The sequence below is a fragment of the Rhizobium sp. WYCCWR 11152 genome (assembly GCF_013087615.1).
GTDB classification, from domain to species: domain Bacteria; phylum Pseudomonadota; class Alphaproteobacteria; order Rhizobiales; family Rhizobiaceae; genus Rhizobium; species Rhizobium indicum.
On record NZ_JABFCP010000001.1, the window covers coordinates 16,488 to 38,198 of the forward strand.

The following is a 21,711-nucleotide window of genomic DNA, read 5'->3' on the forward strand; positions in this document are numbered from 1 at the left end:
ACCAAAAGGGGAATGCGATGACAACTAGAACTATCAGCCTGGCACTTAGCTTCGCGGCGATGGCCGTAACACAAGTCTCTGCAGTCCGCGCCGAAAACATTCCGGAAAACTTGAAGGGTTCCGGAGAGGTCGTTGTGGCAGTCGACGGCGGAAGCTACGAGGCGGCGCTTCGAAAGGCGTTCTTCGACCCGTTCACCAAGGATACGGGAATCAAGATCGTGGTCGTTCCCTCCAATCCCGGAAAGCTGCTTGCATCAGTAAAAGTCGGTCAGCCGGATGCGGATCTGACGTCCGTTTCCGGCGGCGAGTTTCCCGGCTGGATCTCGAAGGACGCCGTTGAGCCGATGGACTACAGCTTCTTCGCGAAAGAAACTCTCTCAGCAATGCCCGAGCAACTCGTGGACAAGAACGGCGTCGGAGCCCTGCTCTATTCCGCCGTTATCGCCTTCAATACCAACAAATTCACTGCCGATGGGAGGCATCCGGACAACTGGGTCGATTTCTACGATGTGAAGGACTTCCCGGGGAAGCGAGCGCTCCCGAAGTGTGAACGTATACTCGCGGGCGGTCTTCTGGCAGGCGCTCTGCTCGGAGACGGAGTTTCGCCGGCGAATCTGTATCCACTCGACGTCGATCGCGGCTTCGCGAAAATCAAGCAGTTTAGGCCCAACGTGGGACGTTGGTGGTCCGGTGGAGCGGAAGCTCCGCAGAGCCTCATCTCCGGAGACGCCGATATGGCAGTTTCCTTCAACGGCCGCATTGCCATGGCCAAGCAGGAAGGTGCGCCCATCGCCTTCACATGGAACCAGTCGCTTCTTCAGTATGATTACTGGGTCATAATGAAAGGCTCGCCGAACAAAGAAAATGCAAGCAAGTTTTTGGCCTATATCTCGCGGCCTGTCCCTCAGTCGCAGTTCGCACTGGCCATGCGCTACGGGCCTGTCAACAAGGAAGCTTTCGGTCTTCTTCCGAAGGAAATCGCTGCGGATCTCCCCGGAGCGCCGGAAATCGCCGACAAGCAAATCTTCGAAAACTACAAATGGTGGGCTGAGATGCGTCCCGATGGCCGGACGAACTACGACGACGCAATGAGTCGTTGTGTAGAGATGCTATCGCAATAGGACCAAGCATCGGAAACCACGAGTGCTACGACAATGAAGATAACTGCCTCATCGAACAGCGTTGCGTATGGAGAGCCTGGCATCTTCCGAGGCCACTTCTCCTTCGCCGACCCTCGTCTTTCAGGATACATGTGGCCTCTGTGCGAGATCCGTGGCGATCGTGATGGGCCGAGGCTTTGTATCTCGGCAGGCGTTCATGTGAATGAGGTCGCCGCTATCGAGGCTGCTGTTCGCCTTCAGAAACTGTTCGATCCCCGAAAAATTCAGGGATCGGTTTCGATTATCCCGCTTGTGAACCAGCCCGCACTGTACAAATACAGCGAATACGTCTGTCCCCTCGATGGAAAAAACATCAATTTCTCGTTCCCAGGCGACCCCAACGGCTCGTTTTCTGAGATCCTCTGTGACGCAATAATGAACGAGTGGTGCGTGGGTGCGGATTGCTACGTAGATATGCACGGAGGTGATCTTCGAGAAAACGTTTCCAAGTTCACCATCTTCCAGCACACGGACGACCCAGTCCTGGACGAACGTGCAAGACGGATGGCGATGTGCTTCGACGCCGAACTCGTCGTCGGCCTCCCCGTTGCTCATATACCGAAGCCAGGCCGCCCGCCGACAGGATTTGCCTCGAAGAACAGGCTCGCAATCATGTCGGAGGCCGGCGCGAATGGATTAGTTGACGAAGCCTCAGTGCAATTTCATGTCGACGGCGTCCTTAATGTCGCACGGGCTCTAGGAATACTCGACACGCCGTCAACCGAATTCCAACGAGCACGGGTTCCTTGTGACGACTATATCTGGGTGGCCTGTCCGACAGACGGGGAGTTTTACTCGGAGGTAGAGCCTGGCGACCGAATTCATAAAGATCAGCGGCTCGGAACTATCTGCGATCTGTTTGGGGAAACCGTCGCGGAGATTGCCGCGCCCGAAACAGGATTCTTGCTGTGGCGCATAACGCACCCCTCCATTCCGAATGGGTCGCCGGTGCTAGCGATCGCTGTGGAAGAACGAGCAGCGAGCCAGCGTAAGGGAGACATTCGAACACAGCAAAGCCAGACAACGATCAGGCCATGGCACGGGACCAACGTTCGATTTAAACCAGAGCTACTTCAAAAAAAGGGGAATACAGATGAAAACCACAACGATTACTCAATCACTCACCGCGGTTTTGTTGCTTGCTGCCCTGTCGGCACCCGCCAAGGCTGACGAAGTACCCGCAAATCTTAAAGGTACAGGCGAACTCGTCATCACTTCCGGCGGCGGCACCTGGGAAGCGGCGCAGAAGAAAGCCTTCTTCGATCCTTTCACACGTGACACCGGCATCAAGGTGGTGTTGGTACCGGAAGATCACGCCAAATTGCTAGCTTCGGTGAAGCTTGGCCAGCCTGAAGCCGACCTCACATCTGTTCCCGGCGGTGCTCTCGCCGGCTTCGTCGAAAAGGACGCCGTCGAGAAAATCGACTACAGCCTATTCGCAAAGGACACCCTTGCGGAAATGCCGGAGCAGATGAAGAACGAGAACGGTGTAGGTGCGCTACTCTATTCGGTTGGTGTCGCCTACAACACCACGAAGTTTCCGAAAGGCCAAGAACCGAAAAACTGGGTCGATTTCTATGACGTAAAGAAATTCCCAGGCGCGCGAAGCCTTCCCAAATGCGAAAAGCTCGTCGACGGCGGTTTGCTTGAAGGTGCGCTTATGGGCGACGGCGTCCCCGCTGACAAGGTCTATCCCATCGACATGGACCGAGCATTCGCGAAAGTGGCGGTACTGAAGCCCCATGTCGGTCGCTGGTGGGTCGCCGGTGCAGATGCCCCTCAGAGTTTGATCAGTGGCGAGGTTGATATGGCCGATGCCTACAATGGCCGTATCTTCGGCGCTAAGAAGGAAGGTGCGCCGTTGGAATTTTCCTGGGATCAATCCTTGCTTCAGTATGACTTCTGGGTCGTCATGAAGGGTTCCCCGAATAAGGAAAACGCCGAGAAATTCCTGGCATACGTTTCTCGCCCGGAACCACAGGCTGCGTTCTCAGAAGCTATCTCCTACGGCCCGGTCAACGAAAAAGCTTTCAGCCTCGTATCGAAAGAACTGCTCGATATCCTTCCAGGATCTCCCTCCATCGCAAAGAAGCAGGTCTACCAGGACTACAGATGGTGGAACACCAAGAATGCCGATGGACGCACGAACTGGGACGTAGCACTCGAGCGTTGCGTAGCTCTCCTGTCGCAGTGAGGTGGCGCGGGACGCGCCACCTCCTAACGAAGAATTCGATACACGCCGCTCGTCCTTGACGAGCAGCGAAGGAGAAAGGCATCATGGACGTGGCAGCTTTCAATCCCGTCGCTTCGGCGTCTGAGGGGCTGGCCGAAAGACAAAAACCGATGAACCGATCCAACCGCAAATTAAAGATGGGCAGCGTTGTCGCAGCCACTCCACTTCTCGTCTTGTTGATCGGGTTCCTTGTCATTCCGCTGTCCTACATCTTCTGGGGAAGTTTCGAAGGTACGAAGCTGAATTTCGCACATTACGGACGCGTGTTTGCCAGTGCCGTGAACTTCAACATTCTCCTTCATACACTTCGCGTAGGTCTTATTGTCACCGTGGTCTCGCTTCTGCTGGGCTACCCGGTAGCCTATCTCCTGACCAAGGTTCGCTCGCTCTCTCTGTCCATTCTGAGCGTCTTCATTCTGATCCCTCTCTTCACAGCCTTTTTGATCCGGACTTATGCCTGGATGATCATTCTGGGGCGTGAAGGGATCATAAATAACGCGCTGATCTGGCTTGGCCTGATCAGCGCGCCTCTGCAACTCCTAAACACCACCTTCGCGGTTGTAGTCGGTATGACACACGTCTTCGTGCCGATGGCCATCTTCACGATGTATTCAGCAATGGCACGTATCGACCACGATTACGCGCATGCGGCCCAGATCCTTGGGGCGAAACCCGTTCAAGCCTTCCTTCGTGTGTATCTGCCGATGACGCTGCCAGGCGTATTTTCGGCGGGAATCCTGATTTTCATCACCGCCATCGGCTTCTACATCACGCCAGCTCTCCTCGGTGGACCGAGCGACACGATGATTTCGCAACTCATTGTAGATCAAATGACGACGCTTCTGAACTTTGAACTCGGATACGCTTCGTCTATGGTCCTGCTTTTCGTCACGATCGCAATCCTCTTCGTCGCGAGCTTGTTCATTCCCCTCGAAATGATCTGGTCGTCGGCGACGAGCTCGCCGGATAGCGAGCCTCGTGCTGCGGCTCGCCTGCTTAAGCGCGCAAAGCGAATGCTTGCTCCACTCGTCGCCGCTATTGAGGGAGGCACCCATGCGGTCACAAGAGCCCTGCTCACCAAAAATGGCGGTTGGCTTTGGGCTTACACGGTCGCGATCCTAATGTTCCTCACAGCGCCCTTGATCGTCGTGGTGATTCTCTCATTTAGCTCTTCGCCGTTCGTGGTGTTTCCTCCCCCGGGTTTCTCGCTGCAATGGTGGCAAAAGTTGGCGAATGCTGCGGACTGGCACCAGTCCTTCTTCTTCTCGATCCAACTCGGGATCGCCGCGGCATTCGTCGCTACGATCATTGGGACCATGGGCGCCTTCTGGCTCGTGCGCACGAAGTTCTTGTTTAAGAAGATGCTCTTCCTGGTCTCACTGTCTCCTCTTATGGTCCCGGTTGTAATCATCGCAACGTCTCTCTATGTATTCGAGGCTCGTCTCAAAATCCTTGGAACCTTCACGGGCTTGGTGATCGGACATGTGTTGCTGTCCGTGCCCTACGTCATAGTAGTGATGGCCGCCGCATTAAGGAACTTCGACGCCTCACTTGAACCAGCTGCCGCAGTCCATGGCGCTCGTCCGCATCAGGTGCTTCGCCTTGTGACACTTCCGATTTTGAAGCCGGCTCTTCTCACGGCAAGCCTGCTCGCGTTCCTCACATCGTTCGACGAACTTCTTGTCGGCCTCTTCCTTCTGGGACGTCAGACACCGACGCTTCCAATCAAGTTCTGGGCCGATATCAAGTATCAGATCGATCCGCTTCTTAGCGCAGCATCCACTCTCATCGTCGTGCTCGTTACGGCATCGATAATCACAGTCCAACTGATCCGCGTGCGTTACGAAAAGCGCACTGCGGCCAGTACGGCCGAATGATCGGAGACAAATATGTCCACTAGCCTTGAAATGAAAAACATTCAGAAGTTCTATGGCCCTCTGCATGTGGTGAAAGACTTCGATCTCCACATCCAACCCGGGGAGTTCGTTACGTTCCTGGGACCATCGGGCTCTGGCAAAACGACCGCCCTCAAGATGATCGCCGGCTTCGAAACACCGACATCAGGTGACATCTTCCTGGGCACTCGGTCGATCGTCGATCTTCCCGCTTATGAGCGCGGAATTGGCATGGTCTTCCAGAACTATGCGCTCTTTCCGCATATGACGGTCGCAGAAAACGTCGCCTTCCCCCTCACAGTCCGGAAGACGCCTCGCAAAGACGTCGAGGAAAAGCTCGCAAAGGCCTTGCAACTCGTCAAGATGGATCAGTACAGCAGCCGCTATCCCAACCAACTATCAGGTGGTCAGCAGCAACGCATCGCCTTGGCCAGAGCGATCGTGTTCAATCCGAGCATCCTGCTTATGGACGAGCCGCTCGGGGCATTGGATCGGAATCTGCGAGAGCACATGAAGATCGAAATCATGCGGATTCAGAAAGAACTCAACATGACGGTTGTCTTCGTAACTCACGACCAGGACGAGGCGCTAACAATGTCCGACCGCATAGCCGTGATCAACGAAGGTCGGCTCGTGCAGGTAGATGACAGCAAAGGTCTTTATAGTAAGCCCAAAAACCGCTTCGTCGCGTCATTCGTTGGAGAATCGAACATGATTCCCTGTCGCGTCGATGAGGCGGAAAACGGAGCGGGCAAGGTGACGATGGCAGGGATTTCTACCTGCTCAGCACAACTGACGGGTCAGTCCCAGGGTGACGATGGTTGGCTCTTTGTTCGCCCAGAGCATATCGACATCACCCCTGTGTCAACGTCTTCCGAGGCACTGAACTCCGTCGCCGGCGTCATCGAGAACGTGCTCTTCCTTGGTGAGATGACCAGATACCACATTCGGTGCGGTGACGAAACCATCATCGCTAAGCGGCAAAACCGCGGTCAACCCCACTATACCGGTGGCACCTCGGTAACGGTGTCTTGGAAACCCGAGCATTGCGTCATGCTGAACTAACTGAGGCGGGCGGCGTCGCAATCGAGGATAAACGTCGGCTTTTGATCCGGACGTGTCCGGGCAATTAGCTACGACACTTCATCGGAAGGGGTTGAGGTATGGCCGAGCTAGTTGAACGGACATCCTTCTACTCAGCGCCTCTTCTTCAACGGGGACTACAGTTACAATGACCTTTAAGCTTGCAGTTGGCGGCATCGAGCATGAAACGAATACATTTCGGCTCCAAGACGCGAAGTCTTCCGACTTTGATGTGGTGCGGGGAGACGCGCTCATTCTTAAGCACGAAGGGGTGCGATCCTATCTAGGCGGAATGCTGGATGCTGCGGCTAGTTTAGGTGCAACAGTGGTGCCAACTTTACATGCGGATGACGAGCCTTCGGGTATCATTGACGCGGACGCCTATGCACAAATGGTCGATGATCTGCTTTTACACATCAAGAGAGCTCTTCCTCTCGATGCGGTAGCTCTGGCTCTACATGGCGCAGGGGTCGCCCATGGCGTGAGCAATATTGAAGTAGACATTTGCGAAAAGGTTCGGCAACTCGTCGGTCCAGAAGTGAAAATCGTGATAACGCTGGATCTGCATGGGAACTTAAACCCGAGATTATCTGAATTAGTCGACGCGGCATTTGGCACTCGCTACCATCCTCATACGGATATGTTCGAAAGGGGTCAGGACGCGGTAAATATCATCCCTAGACTGCTGGATGGCAGCGTTATTCCAGAACTGTATATTGAGAAGATCCCCTTCCTACTAGCGCCCGTCACAACAATGTATGGTGTTGCCGCCGCAGTGAACGATCTTTGTCGACAATTTGAAAAGGACGACGACATTGTCTCGTGCACGTTCTTTCATGGCTTCCCGTACGTCGACAACTCGGACTTGGGGGCATCGGTACTTGTGGTGGCCAATGGCAATGCGGAAAAGGCCGGTGGTGCCGCGAAGCAGATTGCCCGTTTGGTCTGGGATTCTAGAGAGACCATTGGAGCACAATCGTTTTCCCCAGAAGCAGCCGTCGAAATCGCTTTATCATCGGGCGACTGGCCTGTGGCTGTACTCGACGGGGCAGATAATCCGGGGGGAGGATGCCCTGGCGATGGGACTTATCTCTTGCGCGCAATGCTTGAGGCGGATCTGCGAGAGGCTTGCTACGCTGCCGTTTGCGATCCAGCGGTTGTCAGACAGTCGCACGAGGCAGGTGTCGGTAAGACGATCCAGATAACCCTCGGCGGTAAGACCGATGAAATGCATGGTGCGCCCATCGAGGCAAACGCATATGTAAAAGCCCTAACTGATGGCCGCTTCATCCGTATGTCCGCTGAAGAAAAAGGACGGTCGATGAATGTAGGGCCGACCGTGCGGCTACAAGTAGGTGGCACCGAGGTCATCGTCGTTTCCGAGCGCCACCAGGTGTACGATCCTGAGATATTTTTGATGCATGGGATCGATGTATCGCGCTTCAAGATCGTGGGAATTAAATCGACCAACAAGTGGAGGGACGGCTTCGCCAGCATAATCAAGCGTGATTATCTCGCGGATAGCCCTGGCCTGATGAGCCAAGACCTGACCCGCTACGACTATAAGCAGATCCGACGACCATTGTGGCCCTTAGATAAGGAGACACGATACTAACCGATTATCTAGCGTAGCTGCCACCTTGGAGCGCGCGCTCCAAGGTATACCATCGATTATAGTCGCTTACTGCTTTGGAAGATCGTGCAAGGCGCTGCGCTAATGACCGAGATACAATGGCGTTCAAGCAGCTTTCGGGGGCAGCCAATCTTGTTGGGAATGCTCCGCTCGAAATGGCTACGCATCGGAACCTGGCCGTACTTGGTGGGCCACAATTAGACGACGCGGACAAGAGGTTTACCGCCGAGATTCAAAAGACCCTGTCGCCTACGGACATAAGGACGTCCTACGCGGAGTATGGGCTGCCGGAGAAGAATGAGGTGCTTTCAAGCGACATCTATTCGCCGCTGAACGGAAGGTTGACCCCATCGTCGTCGACGGACGTAGGAACACTGAGTTGGATCGTACCAACCGTCCAATGCCATGTGCCGTGTTATGCCGTCGGAACGCCGCCCCACTCGTGGCAACTCGTTGCGCAAGGCAAGGCACCGGCCGCACACAAGGGCATAGCACTTGCAGCCAAGGCAATGGCCGCCGTCGCCAGAGACCTCTTCATCAACGGAGGCCTTTTGTCTACTGCTAAGACCGAGTTTCAGCGTTTCAGAGCCGCGAATGAATTCAGAAATCCCATCGGTCGGAAATGACCCAACTGCTCGCAATGGGTGCGTTGAAGTAAGCGCTCCTTTTGGGTTCCCGCCGCCCTGTGTCTCCATGAGAGCCGCAAAGCCAACTCCTTTCCCATGAGGAGCCAATCCCATCGATCGCATCGGTCATGCAAACTTCAAGGTGGGACCACATCACTCTGCGGCGAGTTGCTTCGGTCTAAGACGAAGTGCGGCGGCGCGGCGATGGCCCTCGAGTTTTTCGGTCGCGCTCTGGCGAACAGCTGCGGGAGCAACGGCGGCAACACCGCGTTCGTCCAGCCATTGGTGGGTAGCGATCTTCACGTAGGAGCCGACCCAGAGCCCGCCCGTGTAGCGCCCTGCACCCATCGTCGGCAGGGTATGGTTCGTGCCACAGCACTTGTCGGAATAGACGACACTGGCAAGTTCCCCAATGAAAATCGAGCCGTAGTTGCGTAGCTTCTGCGCGGTTGCCTGCGGATCACGGGTGTGGACCTGCAAGTGCTCCGTTGCGATGTGATCGGAGTAGGCAATCATCGCCTCTTCGTCCTCGACAACGGTGATCTCGCCGTAGTCCTTCCACGCGACCGCTGCCACCGGTGCCGTCGGCAGGGTTTCCAACTGATTGTGGACTTCGCTTAGAATGTCTTCAGCGAGTTTGCGGTCGGTTGTGACCACACCAACACGGGTGCGGACATCATGCTCGGCCTGGGCGAGCAGGTCCGTTGCGATCGTTACTGCATTGGCCGTTTCGTCAGCAACGACGAATATTTCGCTGGGACCGGCAAGCTGGTCGATACCGACCTGGCCGAACACCTGGCGCTTTGCTTCGTTAACGAAGGCATTGCCGGGCCCGACGATCTTGTCGACGGCCGGGATCGTCTCGGTGCCATATGCCATGGCGGCGATTGCTTGCGCGCCGCCGACGCGGAAGATGCGATCGGCGCCCGCGAGATGGCAGCCAGCGATCATGGCCGGGTGAGCATTTGGCGGAAGGCAAGCGATGACTTGGTCGCAGCCAGCGACCTTTGCCGGTACGATGGTCATCACCGGAGCCGAAAGAAGCGGGTAACGACCGCCCGGTACATAGCAGCCAACCGTTTCAATCGGGATTACACGATGACCGAGGTGAAGACCGGGAAGGCTCTCGATTTCGAGAGGCAAAATAGTGCCAAGTTGCGCCTCGGCGAAGCGACGGACATTGGCAATCGCGAACTCGGTGTCTTCGCGGGTCTGCGGATCAAGATCAGCAACAGCCTTCAGCTTTTCTTCCTCGGTGACCTCGAAGTTTGCGACGTCAGCCTTGTCGAAGGCGAGGGAGTATTCGCGAACCGCCGCGTCACCTCGCTTGCGGACATTTGCGATGATCTCCTTTACGGTTGTTTCGACTTGCGCTGTATCGGAGACGGCGTCCCTGGTCGGTTGCTTCAGCTGGACGAATTTGCCTTTCAACGCTTCAAGACGCGGCGTCATCAAAATCTCCTGAAATTGGGATAATCCACGCCAGCATCGTGGAAGCTCAGCGGCCCGGCAATCGCCAGTCAACCGCCTGTTCAGTATATTCACCAGCATTTAGCCTGTATGTTGCATCTGGTCTTCCCTTCGACATGGATGGTGTCGTTGTGGGTCTGGTTGAATGATACGGGGAGAGCTGTCACATGCCCAAGATCGGGAGCAAGCTGCATGAGTTGCGCCGTCGCCGCAATTTGAGTGCTCGAGAACTGGCCGCCCGTTCAGGGATATCTCATTCAACAATTTCCCTTATTGAACGAGATCGGATGAGCCCCTCGATTGATACGCTCAGCGCGGTGCTCGAAGCCTTGGGCACGACAATGCCTGGCTTCTTCTCCGATTTGCAGTCGACCCTTCCATACTCTCCGTTCTACGCGTCTGTTGACCTGGCCGAGATTGGAAAGGTCGATACAATTTCATATAGGGTTATCGGACTGGATCATCCAAACCGACAGTTGTTGATGTTGCACGAGCGCTATGCGCCCGGCGCTGATACAGGCGAGGAGTTTTCACACGCCGCGCAGGAGGCTGGCATGGTGCTATCGGGGAAGGTGGAGGTCACGGTTGGAGATCAGAAACGAGTGCTGCAACCGGGTGACGGATACTATTTCGACAGCCGGCTGCCTCACCGCTTTCGCAACGTCGATGACCGACAGAGCGAAATCCTCAGCGCGATCACGCCGCCCACCTACTAGTCTCGGACCTCCAAACAGATGGTGAGAATAATAACCAGAGTGGTCAGGGCTGCTTCCCAAATGCTTGAAACGTGATTTCCTATTGGGCAGTCCAGAACTCAGGGAAATGACCGTTCAAGGCTGAAGCTACGTACGCTTAAGGCGTCCGCTCTGCCAAACAGGCGCGTACCCTTACACTGCTTGAGTGGGAGCCTTAGTCAAGGAGGAAGAAAGCATGAATACATCAGTACTTGCCATCGCCATCAGTACCGCGCTGGGCTGGTCAGTAGTGGCAACATCCGCCTGGGCACAAACTGTGCCTGAAAACCTAAACGGAACTGGAGAGGTCGTTGTTACATCTGGAGGTGGCGCTTGGGAGGCTGCTCAACGCAAAGCCTTCTTTGAGCCGTTCACTCGTGACACGGGGATCAAAGTTGTCGTCGTGCCGCAAGACGACGGCAAGATGTTGGCTTCAATTAAACTGGGTCAACCGGCCGCAGACATAACTGAGATAAATGGAGGTTCGTTACCTACCTGGGTCAATAAATCCGCAGCTGAAGAAATTGACTACAGCCTCTTCGGGAAGGATACACTGAATGGTATGCCCGATTATCTAAAGTCCAAGTATGGGGTCGGCGCTGTTATATTCTCGTTGAACGTAGCCTATAACACTAGGATGTTCTCTGAAGAGAATGCTCCAAGGAATTGGGTAGATTTCTACAACGTTGATGCATATCCAGGTAAACGAGGCCTTCCGAAATGTGAAAGTCTGTTAAACGGGGGGCTGTTAGAAACAGCACTCTTGGGTGACGGTGTTTCGCCTCAAGCGCTTTATCCTCTCGACGTGGAGCGCGCGTTTGCGAAGATCACAAAAATGAAACCGAATGTTGGCCGTTGGTGGGTCGCTGGCGCGGACGCGCCTCAAAGCCTTGTGAGCGGTGAGGTCGATATGGCTGCTTCCTACAATGGTAGGATCATAAGTGCAAAAAAGCAGGGAGCGCCACTCGCCCTATCTTGGGAACAAGCCTTGCTGCAATATGATTACTGGGTGGTGCTGAAAGATGCACCCAACAAGGAAAATGCTTTTAAATTCCTGGCCTATATTTCCCAAGCGAAGCCCCAGGCGGCATTCTCCACAGAAATTCCGTACGGTCCAATAAATAGCGACGCATTCGCGCTACTGTCAAAGGATCTGGTTGAAGCCCTTCCGGGCGCGCCCGAGCGGAAAGGCAAAGAAATCCCGCAGAACTATGAATGGTGGGGTCAGACACAAGCTGACGGACGCACTAACTATGAGCTAGCGCTTGAGCGTTGCGTGTCAATTCTTTCCCAATGAGAGTACCTGGCACCCCTTTGGCGGATTGAGGCAAGGTTGTTTTGGAAATTCGTCGACACCTTCTCGTAGGAGGTGTCGACGCCAGGTGCCAAGTCAAACGAACCTCTACGTCATTGTATTTTTCGGCTGCAACTTCTCGTTAGTCAGGGAAAGTCCCTAACGAGATAGCGGCTTTGCTCGCGGCAGCATGTTGTTCGGGACTCATGAAATATTTGGCCCCAGAGCGGTGATAGAGATTGATCTATTGATTTCTTGAAGAAGCCATTCCTGAAACTCCACTGCGAGCCCTAGCGTTCGCTTCTGCTCGGGGCGAACGATATAGTACGCATTCTCCGTTTGCATTGATAGAGGGACAAACGGGGCCAGCGTGCCGGAGGCAAGCTCATCTTCAACCAAATATGTAGGGAGGAGAGCGACTCCAAGGCCCGCGACCGCAGCCGAAATGATCATGGAGAATTGATCAAATCGCGGACCCTGATACGCGCGCGGAATCCGTATGCCGTGATGGGCGGACCAGTCAGACCACAGCTTTGGTCTTGTCGTCAAGTGCAACAATTGCGCACTGCAGAAAGGGTCGTTCGTTGCCGCACGAGTCCTCTCTTGAAAAGCCGGGCTTGCAACAGGCAAAACGGATTCGTTGCACAAGAACGTGGCGGTTGCACCTGCCCATGTGGGCTGCCCGAAATGAATCGCCATATCAAAATTCTCCTCGGCGAAACTGAACGGGCTCGAGCGGGACTCAACGCATATAGCAACGTCGGAATGATCGGCAATGAACCTTCCGAGCTTGGGAACAAGCCACTTGGCCCCGAAAGTCGGCAGTGTGGCAATTCGCAGGGACGAACTCATGGTTCCGGCTGCTACGGCTCCAATCATCAGCCGCTCAGACTGCACTAGAAGCTGTCTGACTTCAGGCAACAGTTTCTGTCCTGCGTCAGAAAGCACGACACGACGTTTGATGCGCTCGAATAGCCGAAGTCCAGTTTGCTGTTCAAGTTCAGCTATCTGCCTGCTAATGGCACCCTGGGTGAGATTGAGTTCTTCAGCTGCTCTGGAGAAGTTCTCGTGACGCGCAGCGCATTCGAATGCCTGCAGATTTATGATGTCCGGGATCATGGCTCTTCGCATATACATTCCAATCGCTCATTAATTTAACCGAATATCTCACAACACGGCTACGAAAATCCGGGTTACGGTGATGAAAGTGAATGATAAGCGCTAACTACAGGAATTTCCACCATGCCGGAGAAGGTTTCCGCAAGCGACATCCGGGCTTCCTTTTCGAGTGCGATGTCCGCAATGTATCGAGAAGAAGTTCCGGCATATGGCACACTCATGGAGTTGGTCGCTCGCGTGAACCAACAGGCGCTGGCCAGCGATCCGGAGCTGAAATCCCGTCTCGAAGCGACTGACAACTTGCAGCGCATTTCCGAGGAGCGGCACGGGGCCATCCGGCTCGGCACCGCAGCTGAGCTTGCAATGATGGGTCGCATCTTCGCGGTGATGGGAATGTATCCGGTCGGCTATTATGATCTGTCGACCGCGGCTGTTCCTGTTCACTCGACGGCTTTCCGGCCGGTTGGGGAAGAGGCGCTGAAGCGCAATCCCTTCCGCGTATTTACCTCGCTCCTGCGCCTCGACCTGATCGCGGACGAAGACCTGCGGCGAGAGGCGCAGGCCGTTCTTGCCGAGCGCCAGATCTTCACGCATGGTGCTGTTTCCCTGACGGAAAAGGCGGAGAGGGAAAGCGGGTTCGGAAAGGAAGATGCTGCCCGTTTCGTATCGGAAGTACTGGAGACCTTCCGCTGGCACGAAAAGGCCAATGTAGAGCTTTCCATGTACCATCGCCTTCACGACGCCCACCGATTGTTAGCGGATGTCGTTTCGTTCAAGGGGCCGCACATCAACCACCTGACGCCCCGCACCCTGGACATCGACAAGGTGCAAGCGCTTATGCCGGAATATGGCATTGCGCCCAAGGCTGTGATCGAAGGTCCGCCCACACGCAAATGCCCGATCCTTCTGCGCCAGACGTCGTTCAAGGCTCTGGAAGAGCCAGTTTCTTTCCAGGATGGCAAGGGGGGCTGGCAGGCTGCCACCCATACGGCCCGCTTCGGCGAGATCGAGCAGCGCGGCGTCGCATTGACTCCGAATGGCCGCGCCCTTTACGACAAGCTGCTGAACGACACTCGCAAGATCGTACGTCCGGCCGCCGATGGCTCCAATGCCGCAGCTTATGCGGCCGCACTTGCCGATACGTTCAAGGCTTTTCCAGATGATTGGGCGTCAATCCGCTCCAAGGGTCTCGGTTACTTCACTTATGCAGTGACCGAAAAGGTTGGGCGTACGGCGTCGGTCGATCTCGATACGTTGATCGCCGAAGGCTTTATCCGCTTCGATCCCATCGTCTATGAAGACTTTCTGCCCGTCAGTGCGGCCGGAATCTTCCAGTCAAATCTGGGCGACGGTGCTCAGCAGGAATTCGAAGCGAGCCCGAACCAGGTGCGATTCGCAGCTGGCCTCGGAGCACAAGTTTTGAACGAATTCGATCACTACGAAGGCATCGAAAAGGCGTCGATCGAAGCCTGCCTTAATGCGATTCAGAAGCGTTCTGCCGCCGAGTGACCGGCCGAACCAACCGTTTTCCGGAGTTTCCATAGATGAACAATGTTCCTGTAAATCTCTCCCTCAAGGCGGAAGCTGCTTCCATTCTGAACCGCCTCGACGTGGATAAAGCCGCCTACACTGGCGGGAACCTTAGCTCCTTCTCTCCCGTCACAGGCGAGCAGACCGGCAGTCTGAAAACAGTGTCTGCAACTGAAGCAGTTCAGATTGTCGATCGCGCAGATGTTGCATTCCGCGCATGGCGTCTGGTGCCTGCGCCGAAGCGTGGGGAACTGGTACGACTGTTTGGTGAGGAACTGCGCGCTGCCAAGGCCGATCTGGGCCGTCTCGTGTCCATCGAGGCAGGCAAGATCCCCTCCGAAGGCCTGGGCGAAGTACAGGAAATGATCGATATCTGCGATTTCGCGGTAGGCCTGTCTCGTCAGTTGTATGGTCTGACCATCGCCACGGAGCGCCCCGGTCACCGGATGATGGAAACCTGGCATCCGCTCGGTGTCATAGGGATCATCTCCGCCTTCAACTTCCCAATTGCCGTCTGGGCCTGGAACGCGGCTCTGGCGCTGGTTTGCGGCAACAGCGTCGTCTGGAAACCTTCCGAAAAAACACCCCTGACCGCGCTTGCCGCGCAGGGCATCCTCGAGCGCGCCCTGAAGCGCTTCGGTGATGCACCAGCTAATCTTGCGCAAGTGCTCATCGGCGATCGCACCGCAGGCGAAGTCTTGATCGATCACCCGAAAGTGCCGCTGGTCTCGGCAACTGGTTCTACCCGGATGGGCCGCGAGGTCGGTCCGCGTCTTGCCAAGCGTTTCGCCCGGGCCATTCTCGAACTGGGCGGCAACAATGGCGGTATCGTTTGTCCCTCCGCGGATCTCGACATGGCACTGCGTGCCATTGCCTTCGGCGCAATGGGCACGGCCGGCCAGCGCTGCACCACGCTGCGCCGCCTCTTCGTTCATGAAAGCGTCTATGACCAGCTCGTACCGCGCTTGAAGACGGCCTATTCCAGCGTTTCCGTCGGCAACCCGCTTGACGGAAGCGCCTTGGTCGGTCCGTTGATCGACAAACTGGCTTTTGAAGCGATGCAAAGAGCAATCGCCAAAGCCAAGACCCATGGTGGTGCGGTACATGGTGGCGAGCGGTTCGACGCCGGTAGCGCGGACGCCTATTATGTGAAGCCGGCCCTGGTGGAAATGCCCGCGCATGAAGGTCCGGTGCTGGAAGAGACTTTTGCACCAATTCTTTATGTCCTAAAGTACAGCGACTTCCATACTGTTCTGGCCGACCACAATGCAGTAGGTGCCGGTCTCTCCTCGTCGATCTTCACGCTGGACATGCGCGAAGCCGAGCGTTTCCTGGCGGCGGATGGTTCAGATTGCGGCATCGCAAATGTGAATATCGGCACCTCCGGCGCTGAAATTGGCGGGGCATTCGGCGGAGAAAAAGAAACCGGCGGGGGCCGTGAGTCCGGTTCCGACGCGTGGAAGGCCTATATGCGCCGCGCCACCAACACGATCAACTATTCGAAAGCCTTGCCGCTAGCGCAGGGTGTCTCCTTCATTATTGAATAGAGCTCTACGCCATGATGATCTCAGTAGACATTGGTGAGGCGGGCTTCCGACCCGCCGCGCGGATCGCCTCTGTCGGCGTTTCGAAAATCCTGCAAATTGGCGCCAAAGCCGCAGCGATGAAGCGAGAGGGCTTCCCCGTCATCATTCTCGGCGCGGGCGAGCCGAATTTCGACACACCGGACCATATCAAGCAGGCTGCGAAGGCGGCCATCGACGCAGGTGAGACCAAATATACCGCGCTTGATGGTTCGCCGGCTCTCAAGCAGGCGGCCTGCGCGAAGTTTAAGCGGGAAAACGGCATCGACTACGCCATCGACGAAGTGACCGCCGGCGCCGGCGCCAAGCAGATCCTATTCAACGCCTTCATGGCGACCATAGATCCGGGAGACGAGGTTATCATACCCACGCCCTGCTGGACCTCCTATTCCGACATTGTGGAAGTCTGCGGCGGTACATCTGTTCTGGTGCCGTGCGATGCGGCGGCCGGGTTTCGTCTTCAGGCCGAACAACTTGAGAACGCGATTACGCCAAGGACCCGCTGGGTGCTGTTGAACTCGCCGTCCAATCCGTCCGGCGCGGCCTACAGTGCGGCGGATTACCAGCCCCTGATCGATGTACTACTACGTCATCCGCATATCTGGCTGATGGTGGACGATATGTATGAGCATATCGTCTATGACGGATTTGAGTTCGTTACACCGGTGGCACTCGAACCGCGGCTCAAAGAGCGAGCGCTCACGGTAAATGGTGTGTCCAAAGCTTACGCGATGACCGGCTGGCGTATCGGCTATGCCGGTGGCCCTAAGGCGCTGATCAAGGCCATGGCGGTCATCCAAAGCCAAGCGACGTCCTGCCCGTGCTCGATCAGTCAGGCAGCTGCTATTGCCGCGCTCAACGGTCCACAAGAGTTCCTGAAGGACCGCCAGGCAAGTTTCAAGCGACGTCGCGATCTGGTGGTCGGTCGACTCAATGCCATTCCGGGTCTGGAATGCCGCACACCCGAGGGAGCATTCTATACCTTTTCGAGCTGCGCCGGTATACTGAACAAGGTCACCCCGAATGGAAAGACCATCGCCACTGATGCTGACTTTACTGATTACCTCCTGGAAGACGCACAGGTAGCTGTGGTGCCCGGTTCTGCTTTCGGTCTTTCCCCCTTCTTCCGCATTTCCTATGCGACATCGGAGGAGGAACTGGTCGAAGCGCTGAACCGCATCGAACGGGCTTGTGCGGCTCTGAAAGGATCAATTCTCCCGCCATGATTCCATGCCTCGATCGCCCAGCTTCCATCGCTGACGCTCCTGTCAGCTTCTCCGAGCGTCTGATCGAGGCGGGCTTTCGCGGCGATATTGAAACGCGGGCGGCCTCCCGCACGGTCTATGCTACGGATAACTCCATCTATCAGGTGGAGCCGCAGGCGATTGTCTTTCCCCGCGATGCGGAAGACATGCAAATCATCGCCCGCACCCTTTCGGAGCCAGCTTTCCTCACCATCGTCATCGCCCCGCGTGGTGGTGGCACAGGCACCAACGGCCAAGCTCTGACCGATGGCGTAGTCGTCGATTGTTCACGGCACATGAACCGTATTCTCGAAATCGACCCGATGCGACGTACGGCTTGCGTTGAGGCGGGCGTCGTCAAGGACCAACTCAACAGGGAGCTGAAGCCGCATGGATTATTCTTCGCGCCGGAACTTTCCACCTCGAACCGGGCGACGATCGGCGGTATGATTTCCACCGATGCCTGCGGGCAGGGCTCCTGCCTCTATGGCAAGACGTCGAACCATGTTCTGGGTCTGCGGGTCGTGCTGACGGACGGCTCGGATTTCTGGTCACGCCCGCTCGAAAACGCGGAGCTTACGGAGATATGTGCGCGCGATGACCGCATCGGTGAAGTGCATCGGATCGTGGAGCGCATCACGTGGGAAACGCAGGAGCGGGTCGCCGAGGTCTTCCCAAATCTCAACCGGTACATGACCGGCTACGATCTGGCGCATGTGCGACGACAGGACGGGTTTTTTGATCTCAACGCCGTGCTGTGCGGGTCGGAGGGAACCCTCGCCCTGATTGCTGAGGCCGAACTCAATCTCATGCCGCTTCCTGCCGAGGTGGCCCTCATCAACGTCCGTTATAGCGATTTCAATGCTGCGCTGGAAGATGCCCGCAACCTGGTTTCCCTCGGCGTCGCCTCGATCGAAACGGTTGACGAGAAAGTTCTCGATCTTGCCAAGGGCGATATTGTGTGGAACGCGATCGGCCGTTTCTTTCCCTCCGACGGGGAGCGGGCGGCAAACGGCATCAACATCGTCGAAATCTTGGCTGGCGGCCCCGACGAACTTGAGCAAAAGATCGCGGAGGTCGCTACCACGCTCGAGGCGCGGCCCGGTGCAAACCGGTTGGGATTCACGGTGGCGCGCGGCCATGCCGATGCCGAGGCGATCTGGACCATGCGCAAACGCGCGGTGGGCTTGCTCGGCAATGTCGAAGGATCGATTCGGCCGGTGCCGTTCGTCGAGGACACCGCCGTGCCGCCTGAGCATTTGGCCGCCTATATCCGCGAGTTTCGCGATCTTCTCGATAGGGCAGGCGTGTCCTACGGCATGTTCGGCCATGTCGATGCTGGAGTGCTGCATGTCCGCCCGGCTCTTGATCTGGTTCGACCGGATCACACAGCCCTGGTTCGCCAAATTAGTGATGAGGTGGTGGCGCTCACCCGCAAATATGGCGGCGTGTTATGGGGCGAGCATGGCAAGGGCGTGCGTTCGGAATATGTGCCGGAATTCTTCGGAGACCTTTACCCTTGCCTGCAGGACATCAAGCGCGGCTTCGATCCGCAAAACCGGCTCAATCCAGGCAAGATCACCAGCATCAACGGAAGACCTTTGCTGAAGATCGATGAGGTGCCGCTCCGCGGCGGTTTCGACAGGATTATTGGGCACGAAATCCGCGCCGCGTTCGACAACGCCGCCTATTGCAATGGCAATGGTGCCTGTTTCGATTTTGATGAAACCAGTCCTATGTGCCCTTCCTACAAGGCGACACGGGATCGGCGTCAATCGCCCAAAGGACGAGCATCACTCATGCGCGAATGGCTGCGAATGCTGGCCGAGAAAAATATTGATCCACGGAGAGAAGCAGAGGGTTTGCGCAAGGCCGGCAGGCTGTGGCAACTGCCACGCCGTATCGTCAATTCATTTTCCCCGGTAAACGCGGGCGATTTCTCGCATGAGGTCAAGGCGGCGATGGACAGTTGCCTCGCCTGCAAAGCCTGCGCCGGGCAATGTCCTATTAAGGTGAGTGTCCCCTCTTTCCGGGCCAAGTTTTTGGAGATCTACCATGGCCGCTATCTGCGGCCCCTCAAGGACCCGCTCGTTGCATCCATCGAAACAATGCTGCCGATGATGGCGCGTGTGCGGCCGCTATATAACCTCGTCGCAGGCACTGTGCCTGGCAAGGCACTGACGCGTCTGGCTGGGCTGACGGCACTTCCACATTTGCCCGCAGTATCGCTACCCAAGGAAGCCAGGCGGCTGGGAGTGGCCATTGCGCATGCCGAGGACCTGACACGGTTCTCCAATGCAAAACTGTCCCGGACAGTCGTATTCGTGCCGGATGTCTTCACCTCCTATTTCGATCCGGATGTCGCACTGGCGGCGATCAGCCTTGCCCGCAAGCTGGGCTATGAGCCTTTGCTTGCCGCCCCGCACATCAACGGGAAAGCGCTGCATGTGCATGGCTATCTCGGCCGCTTTGAAAGGGCGGCAAGAGGAACGTCCGTCTACCTGAAAGGGCTTACTGACCTTGGCGTAACATTAGTTGGCATTGATCCTTCAATGACGCTTGCCTTCCGCAGCGAATATAGCGCGGTGCCCGGCAAGCCCCTAGGGGCCGATGTAGCCCTGCCGCAAGAGTGGCTTGCAAATGTTCTAGCAGAGCAACCTCTAGCCAAATCCATCGAAGGTATACGTTACACGCTCATGCCCCATTGCACGGAAAGAACCAACGCGCCTGCCGCCATCGGGCAGTGGAAGGCGGTATTCGCGCAATTGGGTATTGAACTCGCAGTTGCCGAGACGGGGTGTTGCGGGATGGCGGGCACGTTTGGGCACGAGACGCGCAACAGAAGATTATCGAAAGCGCTCTATGAAATGAGTTGGAAGTCTCCAATCGCAGGCCGACAAAAAGGGGACGTTGTCATGGTCACTGGATATTCCTGCCGGTCGCAGGTCAAGACCCTTGACGCTGTTGGTCTTGAGCATCCCCTTCAAGTCATAGAACGCCTTGTCAATTTCAAAGTATAGATACTGGCGTCGCAATCAGCGGCGAGGCGCATCTAGCTGGATGTATTTAGAGCGTTTCAGGTTTTGACGGAAGCGTATCCGGCATTGGCGAAGTAGTTGCTGCATTCGCTGGGCTCGATGGTTTTGACGGGGTGTCCGATGTGGCGCCAGGTGTCATCGATGGTTCGCTTCTGAGCCAGGCGCATCCAGTGCTTGATTTTGGCGAAAGCCCGTTCGATTGGATTGAGGTCGGGGGAGTACGGCGGCAAGTACCAGAGCCGAGCACCAGCGTTGCGGATCATCTGACGGATGGCGACCGACTTGTGGGAGCCGAGATTATCCATCACGACGATGTCGCCGGGTTTGAGCACCAGTACGAGTTGCTGCTCGACATAGGCGCGAAAGCACTCACCGTTGATCGGTCCATCGAAGACACAGGGTGCGGTGAGCCGATCGCAGCGCAACGCGCCGAGGAAAGTCAGGGTGCGCCAATGTCCGTGCGGGGCGAAGCTGCGCAGGCGTTTGCCCTTCGGCCCCCACCCTCGAAGCGGCGCCATGTTGGTCTTGATCCAGGTTTTATCGATGAAGACCAGCCGTCTTGGATCGAGGCCAGCCTGCCAGGATCGCCAGCGCTGTCGCCGTCGCGCGACGTCAGCGCGCGCCTGCTCAAGGGCGAACAGTGGTTTTTTTGAACCGCAATCCCTCACGCCGCAGGAACTGCCATACCGTATCGTGGGATACCTTCACCCCTCGCGCGGCCAGCTCTTCCTTCAACCTGTGCAGTGACACATGCGGCGTCTGGTTGATCCGCTCCACGATAAACGTCCGGTGCGGTTCCAGAACCCGCTTGCGGTGGCCGCCCATCTTCCCAGGCGCGACAGATCCGCTCGAACGATAACGCTGCGACCACTTTACCGCTGAAGACACGGCAATACCGAACCGCGCCGCAACCGACCGGCAGCTCTCACCGGCTTCGATTGCAGCAACAACACGCTCACGAAGATCATTGGAAAGAGGTCGCGTCATTCGATGCTGGCCTCCACTCCAGCCAGCATCTTGAATCACAAAACACACAAAAACGGAATCCCTGCCGATTCAACTAAATCCA

General features: G+C 56.4%; 16 protein-coding genes. 13 read left to right on the plus strand and 3 right to left on the minus strand.

What is annotated here, in order from left to right; all coding sequences use genetic code 11:
- Nucleotides 1-17 precede the first annotated feature (17 nt).
- From G9X67_RS00075 to G9X67_RS00105, 7 genes are all read left to right on the plus strand, one after another.
- Nucleotides 18-1,121 carry an ABC transporter substrate-binding protein gene (locus G9X67_RS00075; RefSeq protein ID WP_127431676.1) on the plus strand — a complete coding sequence of 368 codons (1,104 nt, stop codon included), beginning with the start codon at nucleotides 18-20 and terminating at the stop codon, nucleotides 1,119-1,121.
- 33 nt (nucleotides 1,122-1,154) lie between these two features.
- Nucleotides 1,155-2,330 carry a M14 family metallopeptidase gene (locus G9X67_RS00080; protein WP_127431675.1) on the plus strand — a complete coding sequence of 392 codons (1,176 nt, stop codon included), beginning with the start codon at nucleotides 1,155-1,157 and terminating at the stop codon, nucleotides 2,328-2,330.
- Entirely contained in the window at nucleotides 2,254-3,354 is a 1,101-nt protein-coding gene (locus G9X67_RS00085; RefSeq protein WP_127431674.1) for an ABC transporter substrate-binding protein, read from the plus strand. The genes G9X67_RS00080 and G9X67_RS00085 overlap by 77 nt, the downstream gene beginning before the upstream one ends.
- A gap of 83 nt (nucleotides 3,355-3,437) precedes the next feature.
- Entirely contained in the window at nucleotides 3,438-5,270 is a 1,833-nt protein-coding gene (locus G9X67_RS00090) for an ABC transporter permease subunit (RefSeq protein ID WP_244604873.1), read from the plus strand.
- A 12-nt stretch (nucleotides 5,271-5,282) separates the two neighbouring features.
- Nucleotides 5,283-6,353 (plus strand): ABC transporter ATP-binding protein, encoded by a 1,071-nt coding sequence (locus tag G9X67_RS00095; protein WP_127431673.1) that lies wholly within the window; start codon nucleotides 5,283-5,285, stop codon nucleotides 6,351-6,353.
- Nucleotides 6,354-6,519: 166 nt separating this feature from the next.
- On the plus strand, nucleotides 6,520-7,986 hold the full coding sequence (locus G9X67_RS00100; RefSeq protein ID WP_127431672.1) for a M81 family metallopeptidase: 1,467 nt from the start codon (nucleotides 6,520-6,522) through the stop codon (nucleotides 7,984-7,986).
- Between the two features lie 116 nt (nucleotides 7,987-8,102).
- The gene (locus G9X67_RS00105) at nucleotides 8,103-8,630 is read left to right on the plus strand and encodes a hypothetical protein (RefSeq protein ID WP_127431671.1); all 528 of its coding nucleotides are present in this window, start codon (nucleotides 8,103-8,105) and stop codon (nucleotides 8,628-8,630) included.
- Between the two features lie 153 nt (nucleotides 8,631-8,783).
- Here G9X67_RS00105 and hisD read toward each other — a convergent pair whose 3' ends face one another.
- Nucleotides 8,784-10,082: a histidinol dehydrogenase gene (gene hisD / locus G9X67_RS00110; RefSeq protein WP_127431670.1), complete on the minus strand. Its 1,299-nt coding sequence runs from the start codon at nucleotides 10,080-10,082 to the stop codon at nucleotides 8,784-8,786.
- A 185-nt stretch (nucleotides 10,083-10,267) separates the two neighbouring features.
- Here hisD and G9X67_RS00115 point away from each other — a divergent pair, with 185 nt between their 5' ends.
- Both G9X67_RS00115 and G9X67_RS00120 read left to right on the plus strand, forming a co-directional pair.
- Nucleotides 10,268-10,816 carry a cupin domain-containing protein gene (locus G9X67_RS00115; protein ID WP_127431669.1) on the plus strand — a complete coding sequence of 183 codons (549 nt, stop codon included), beginning with the start codon at nucleotides 10,268-10,270 and terminating at the stop codon, nucleotides 10,814-10,816.
- A 214-nt stretch (nucleotides 10,817-11,030) separates the two neighbouring features.
- Nucleotides 11,031-12,131: an ABC transporter substrate-binding protein gene (locus tag G9X67_RS00120; RefSeq protein ID WP_127431668.1), complete on the plus strand. Its 1,101-nt coding sequence runs from the start codon at nucleotides 11,031-11,033 to the stop codon at nucleotides 12,129-12,131.
- 201 nt (nucleotides 12,132-12,332) lie between these two features.
- Here G9X67_RS00120 and G9X67_RS00125 read toward each other — a convergent pair whose 3' ends face one another.
- Nucleotides 12,333-13,265, minus strand: coding sequence for a LysR family transcriptional regulator (locus G9X67_RS00125; RefSeq protein ID WP_127431667.1), 933 nt, complete (start codon nucleotides 13,263-13,265; stop codon nucleotides 12,333-12,335).
- A 105-nt stretch (nucleotides 13,266-13,370) separates the two neighbouring features.
- Here G9X67_RS00125 and G9X67_RS00130 point away from each other — a divergent pair, with 105 nt between their 5' ends.
- Genes G9X67_RS00130 through G9X67_RS00145 form a run of 4 tightly spaced genes read left to right on the plus strand, consistent with a single transcriptional unit; the run spans nucleotide 13,371 to nucleotide 20,624 of the window.
- Entirely contained in the window at nucleotides 13,371-14,756 is a 1,386-nt protein-coding gene (locus G9X67_RS00130; protein WP_127431666.1) for a VOC family protein, read from the plus strand.
- A 35-nt stretch (nucleotides 14,757-14,791) separates the two neighbouring features.
- Complete coding sequence (locus tag G9X67_RS00135; RefSeq protein WP_127431665.1) at nucleotides 14,792-16,324, plus strand: aldehyde dehydrogenase family protein; 1,533 nt, start codon at nucleotides 14,792-14,794, stop codon at nucleotides 16,322-16,324.
- An 11-nt stretch (nucleotides 16,325-16,335) separates the two neighbouring features.
- Nucleotides 16,336-17,586 (plus strand): pyridoxal phosphate-dependent aminotransferase, encoded by a 1,251-nt coding sequence (locus G9X67_RS00140; protein ID WP_127431664.1) that lies wholly within the window; start codon nucleotides 16,336-16,338, stop codon nucleotides 17,584-17,586.
- Nucleotides 17,583-20,624, plus strand: a complete 3,042-nt coding sequence (locus tag G9X67_RS00145; RefSeq protein ID WP_127431663.1) for an FAD-binding and (Fe-S)-binding domain-containing protein — start codon at nucleotides 17,583-17,585, stop codon at nucleotides 20,622-20,624. Before G9X67_RS00140 ends, G9X67_RS00145 begins: the two co-directional genes overlap by 4 nt.
- A 56-nt stretch (nucleotides 20,625-20,680) precedes the next feature.
- Here the strand turns inward: G9X67_RS00145 and G9X67_RS00150 are convergent.
- Nucleotides 20,681-21,629 (minus strand): IS630 family transposase gene (locus G9X67_RS00150; RefSeq protein WP_127431662.1). Its coding sequence is split into 2 segments (ribosomal slippage): nucleotides 20,681-21,283 and nucleotides 21,285-21,629, totalling 948 coding nucleotides; the frame shifts between segments, so codons are not numbered across the junction.
- Between the last annotated feature and the right edge of the window lie 82 nt (nucleotides 21,630-21,711).

Coding starts and splice junctions, on each gene's coding strand:
- G9X67_RS00075 (WP_127431676.1), top strand. CDS start 18: ATGACAACTAGAACTATCAGCCTGGCACTTAGCTTCGCGGCGATGGCC.
- G9X67_RS00080 (WP_127431675.1), top strand. CDS start 1,155: ATGAAGATAACTGCCTCATCGAACAGCGTTGCGTATGGAGAGCCTGGC.
- G9X67_RS00085 (WP_127431674.1), top strand. CDS start 2,254: ATGAAAACCACAACGATTACTCAATCACTCACCGCGGTTTTGTTGCTT.
- G9X67_RS00090 (WP_244604873.1), top strand. CDS start 3,438: ATGGACGTGGCAGCTTTCAATCCCGTCGCTTCGGCGTCTGAGGGGCTG.
- G9X67_RS00095 (WP_127431673.1), top strand. CDS start 5,283: ATGTCCACTAGCCTTGAAATGAAAAACATTCAGAAGTTCTATGGCCCT.
- G9X67_RS00100 (WP_127431672.1), top strand. CDS start 6,520: ATGACCTTTAAGCTTGCAGTTGGCGGCATCGAGCATGAAACGAATACA.
- G9X67_RS00105 (WP_127431671.1), top strand. CDS start 8,103: ATGGCGTTCAAGCAGCTTTCGGGGGCAGCCAATCTTGTTGGGAATGCT.
- hisD (WP_127431670.1), bottom strand. CDS start 10,082: ATGACGCCGCGTCTTGAAGCGTTGAAAGGCAAATTCGTCCAGCTGAAG.
- G9X67_RS00115 (WP_127431669.1), top strand. CDS start 10,268: ATGCCCAAGATCGGGAGCAAGCTGCATGAGTTGCGCCGTCGCCGCAAT.
- G9X67_RS00120 (WP_127431668.1), top strand. CDS start 11,031: ATGAATACATCAGTACTTGCCATCGCCATCAGTACCGCGCTGGGCTGG.
- G9X67_RS00125 (WP_127431667.1), bottom strand. CDS start 13,265: ATGTATATGCGAAGAGCCATGATCCCGGACATCATAAATCTGCAGGCA.
- G9X67_RS00130 (WP_127431666.1), top strand. CDS start 13,371: ATGCCGGAGAAGGTTTCCGCAAGCGACATCCGGGCTTCCTTTTCGAGT.
- G9X67_RS00135 (WP_127431665.1), top strand. CDS start 14,792: ATGAACAATGTTCCTGTAAATCTCTCCCTCAAGGCGGAAGCTGCTTCC.
- G9X67_RS00140 (WP_127431664.1), top strand. CDS start 16,336: ATGATGATCTCAGTAGACATTGGTGAGGCGGGCTTCCGACCCGCCGCG.
- G9X67_RS00145 (WP_127431663.1), top strand. CDS start 17,583: ATGATTCCATGCCTCGATCGCCCAGCTTCCATCGCTGACGCTCCTGTC.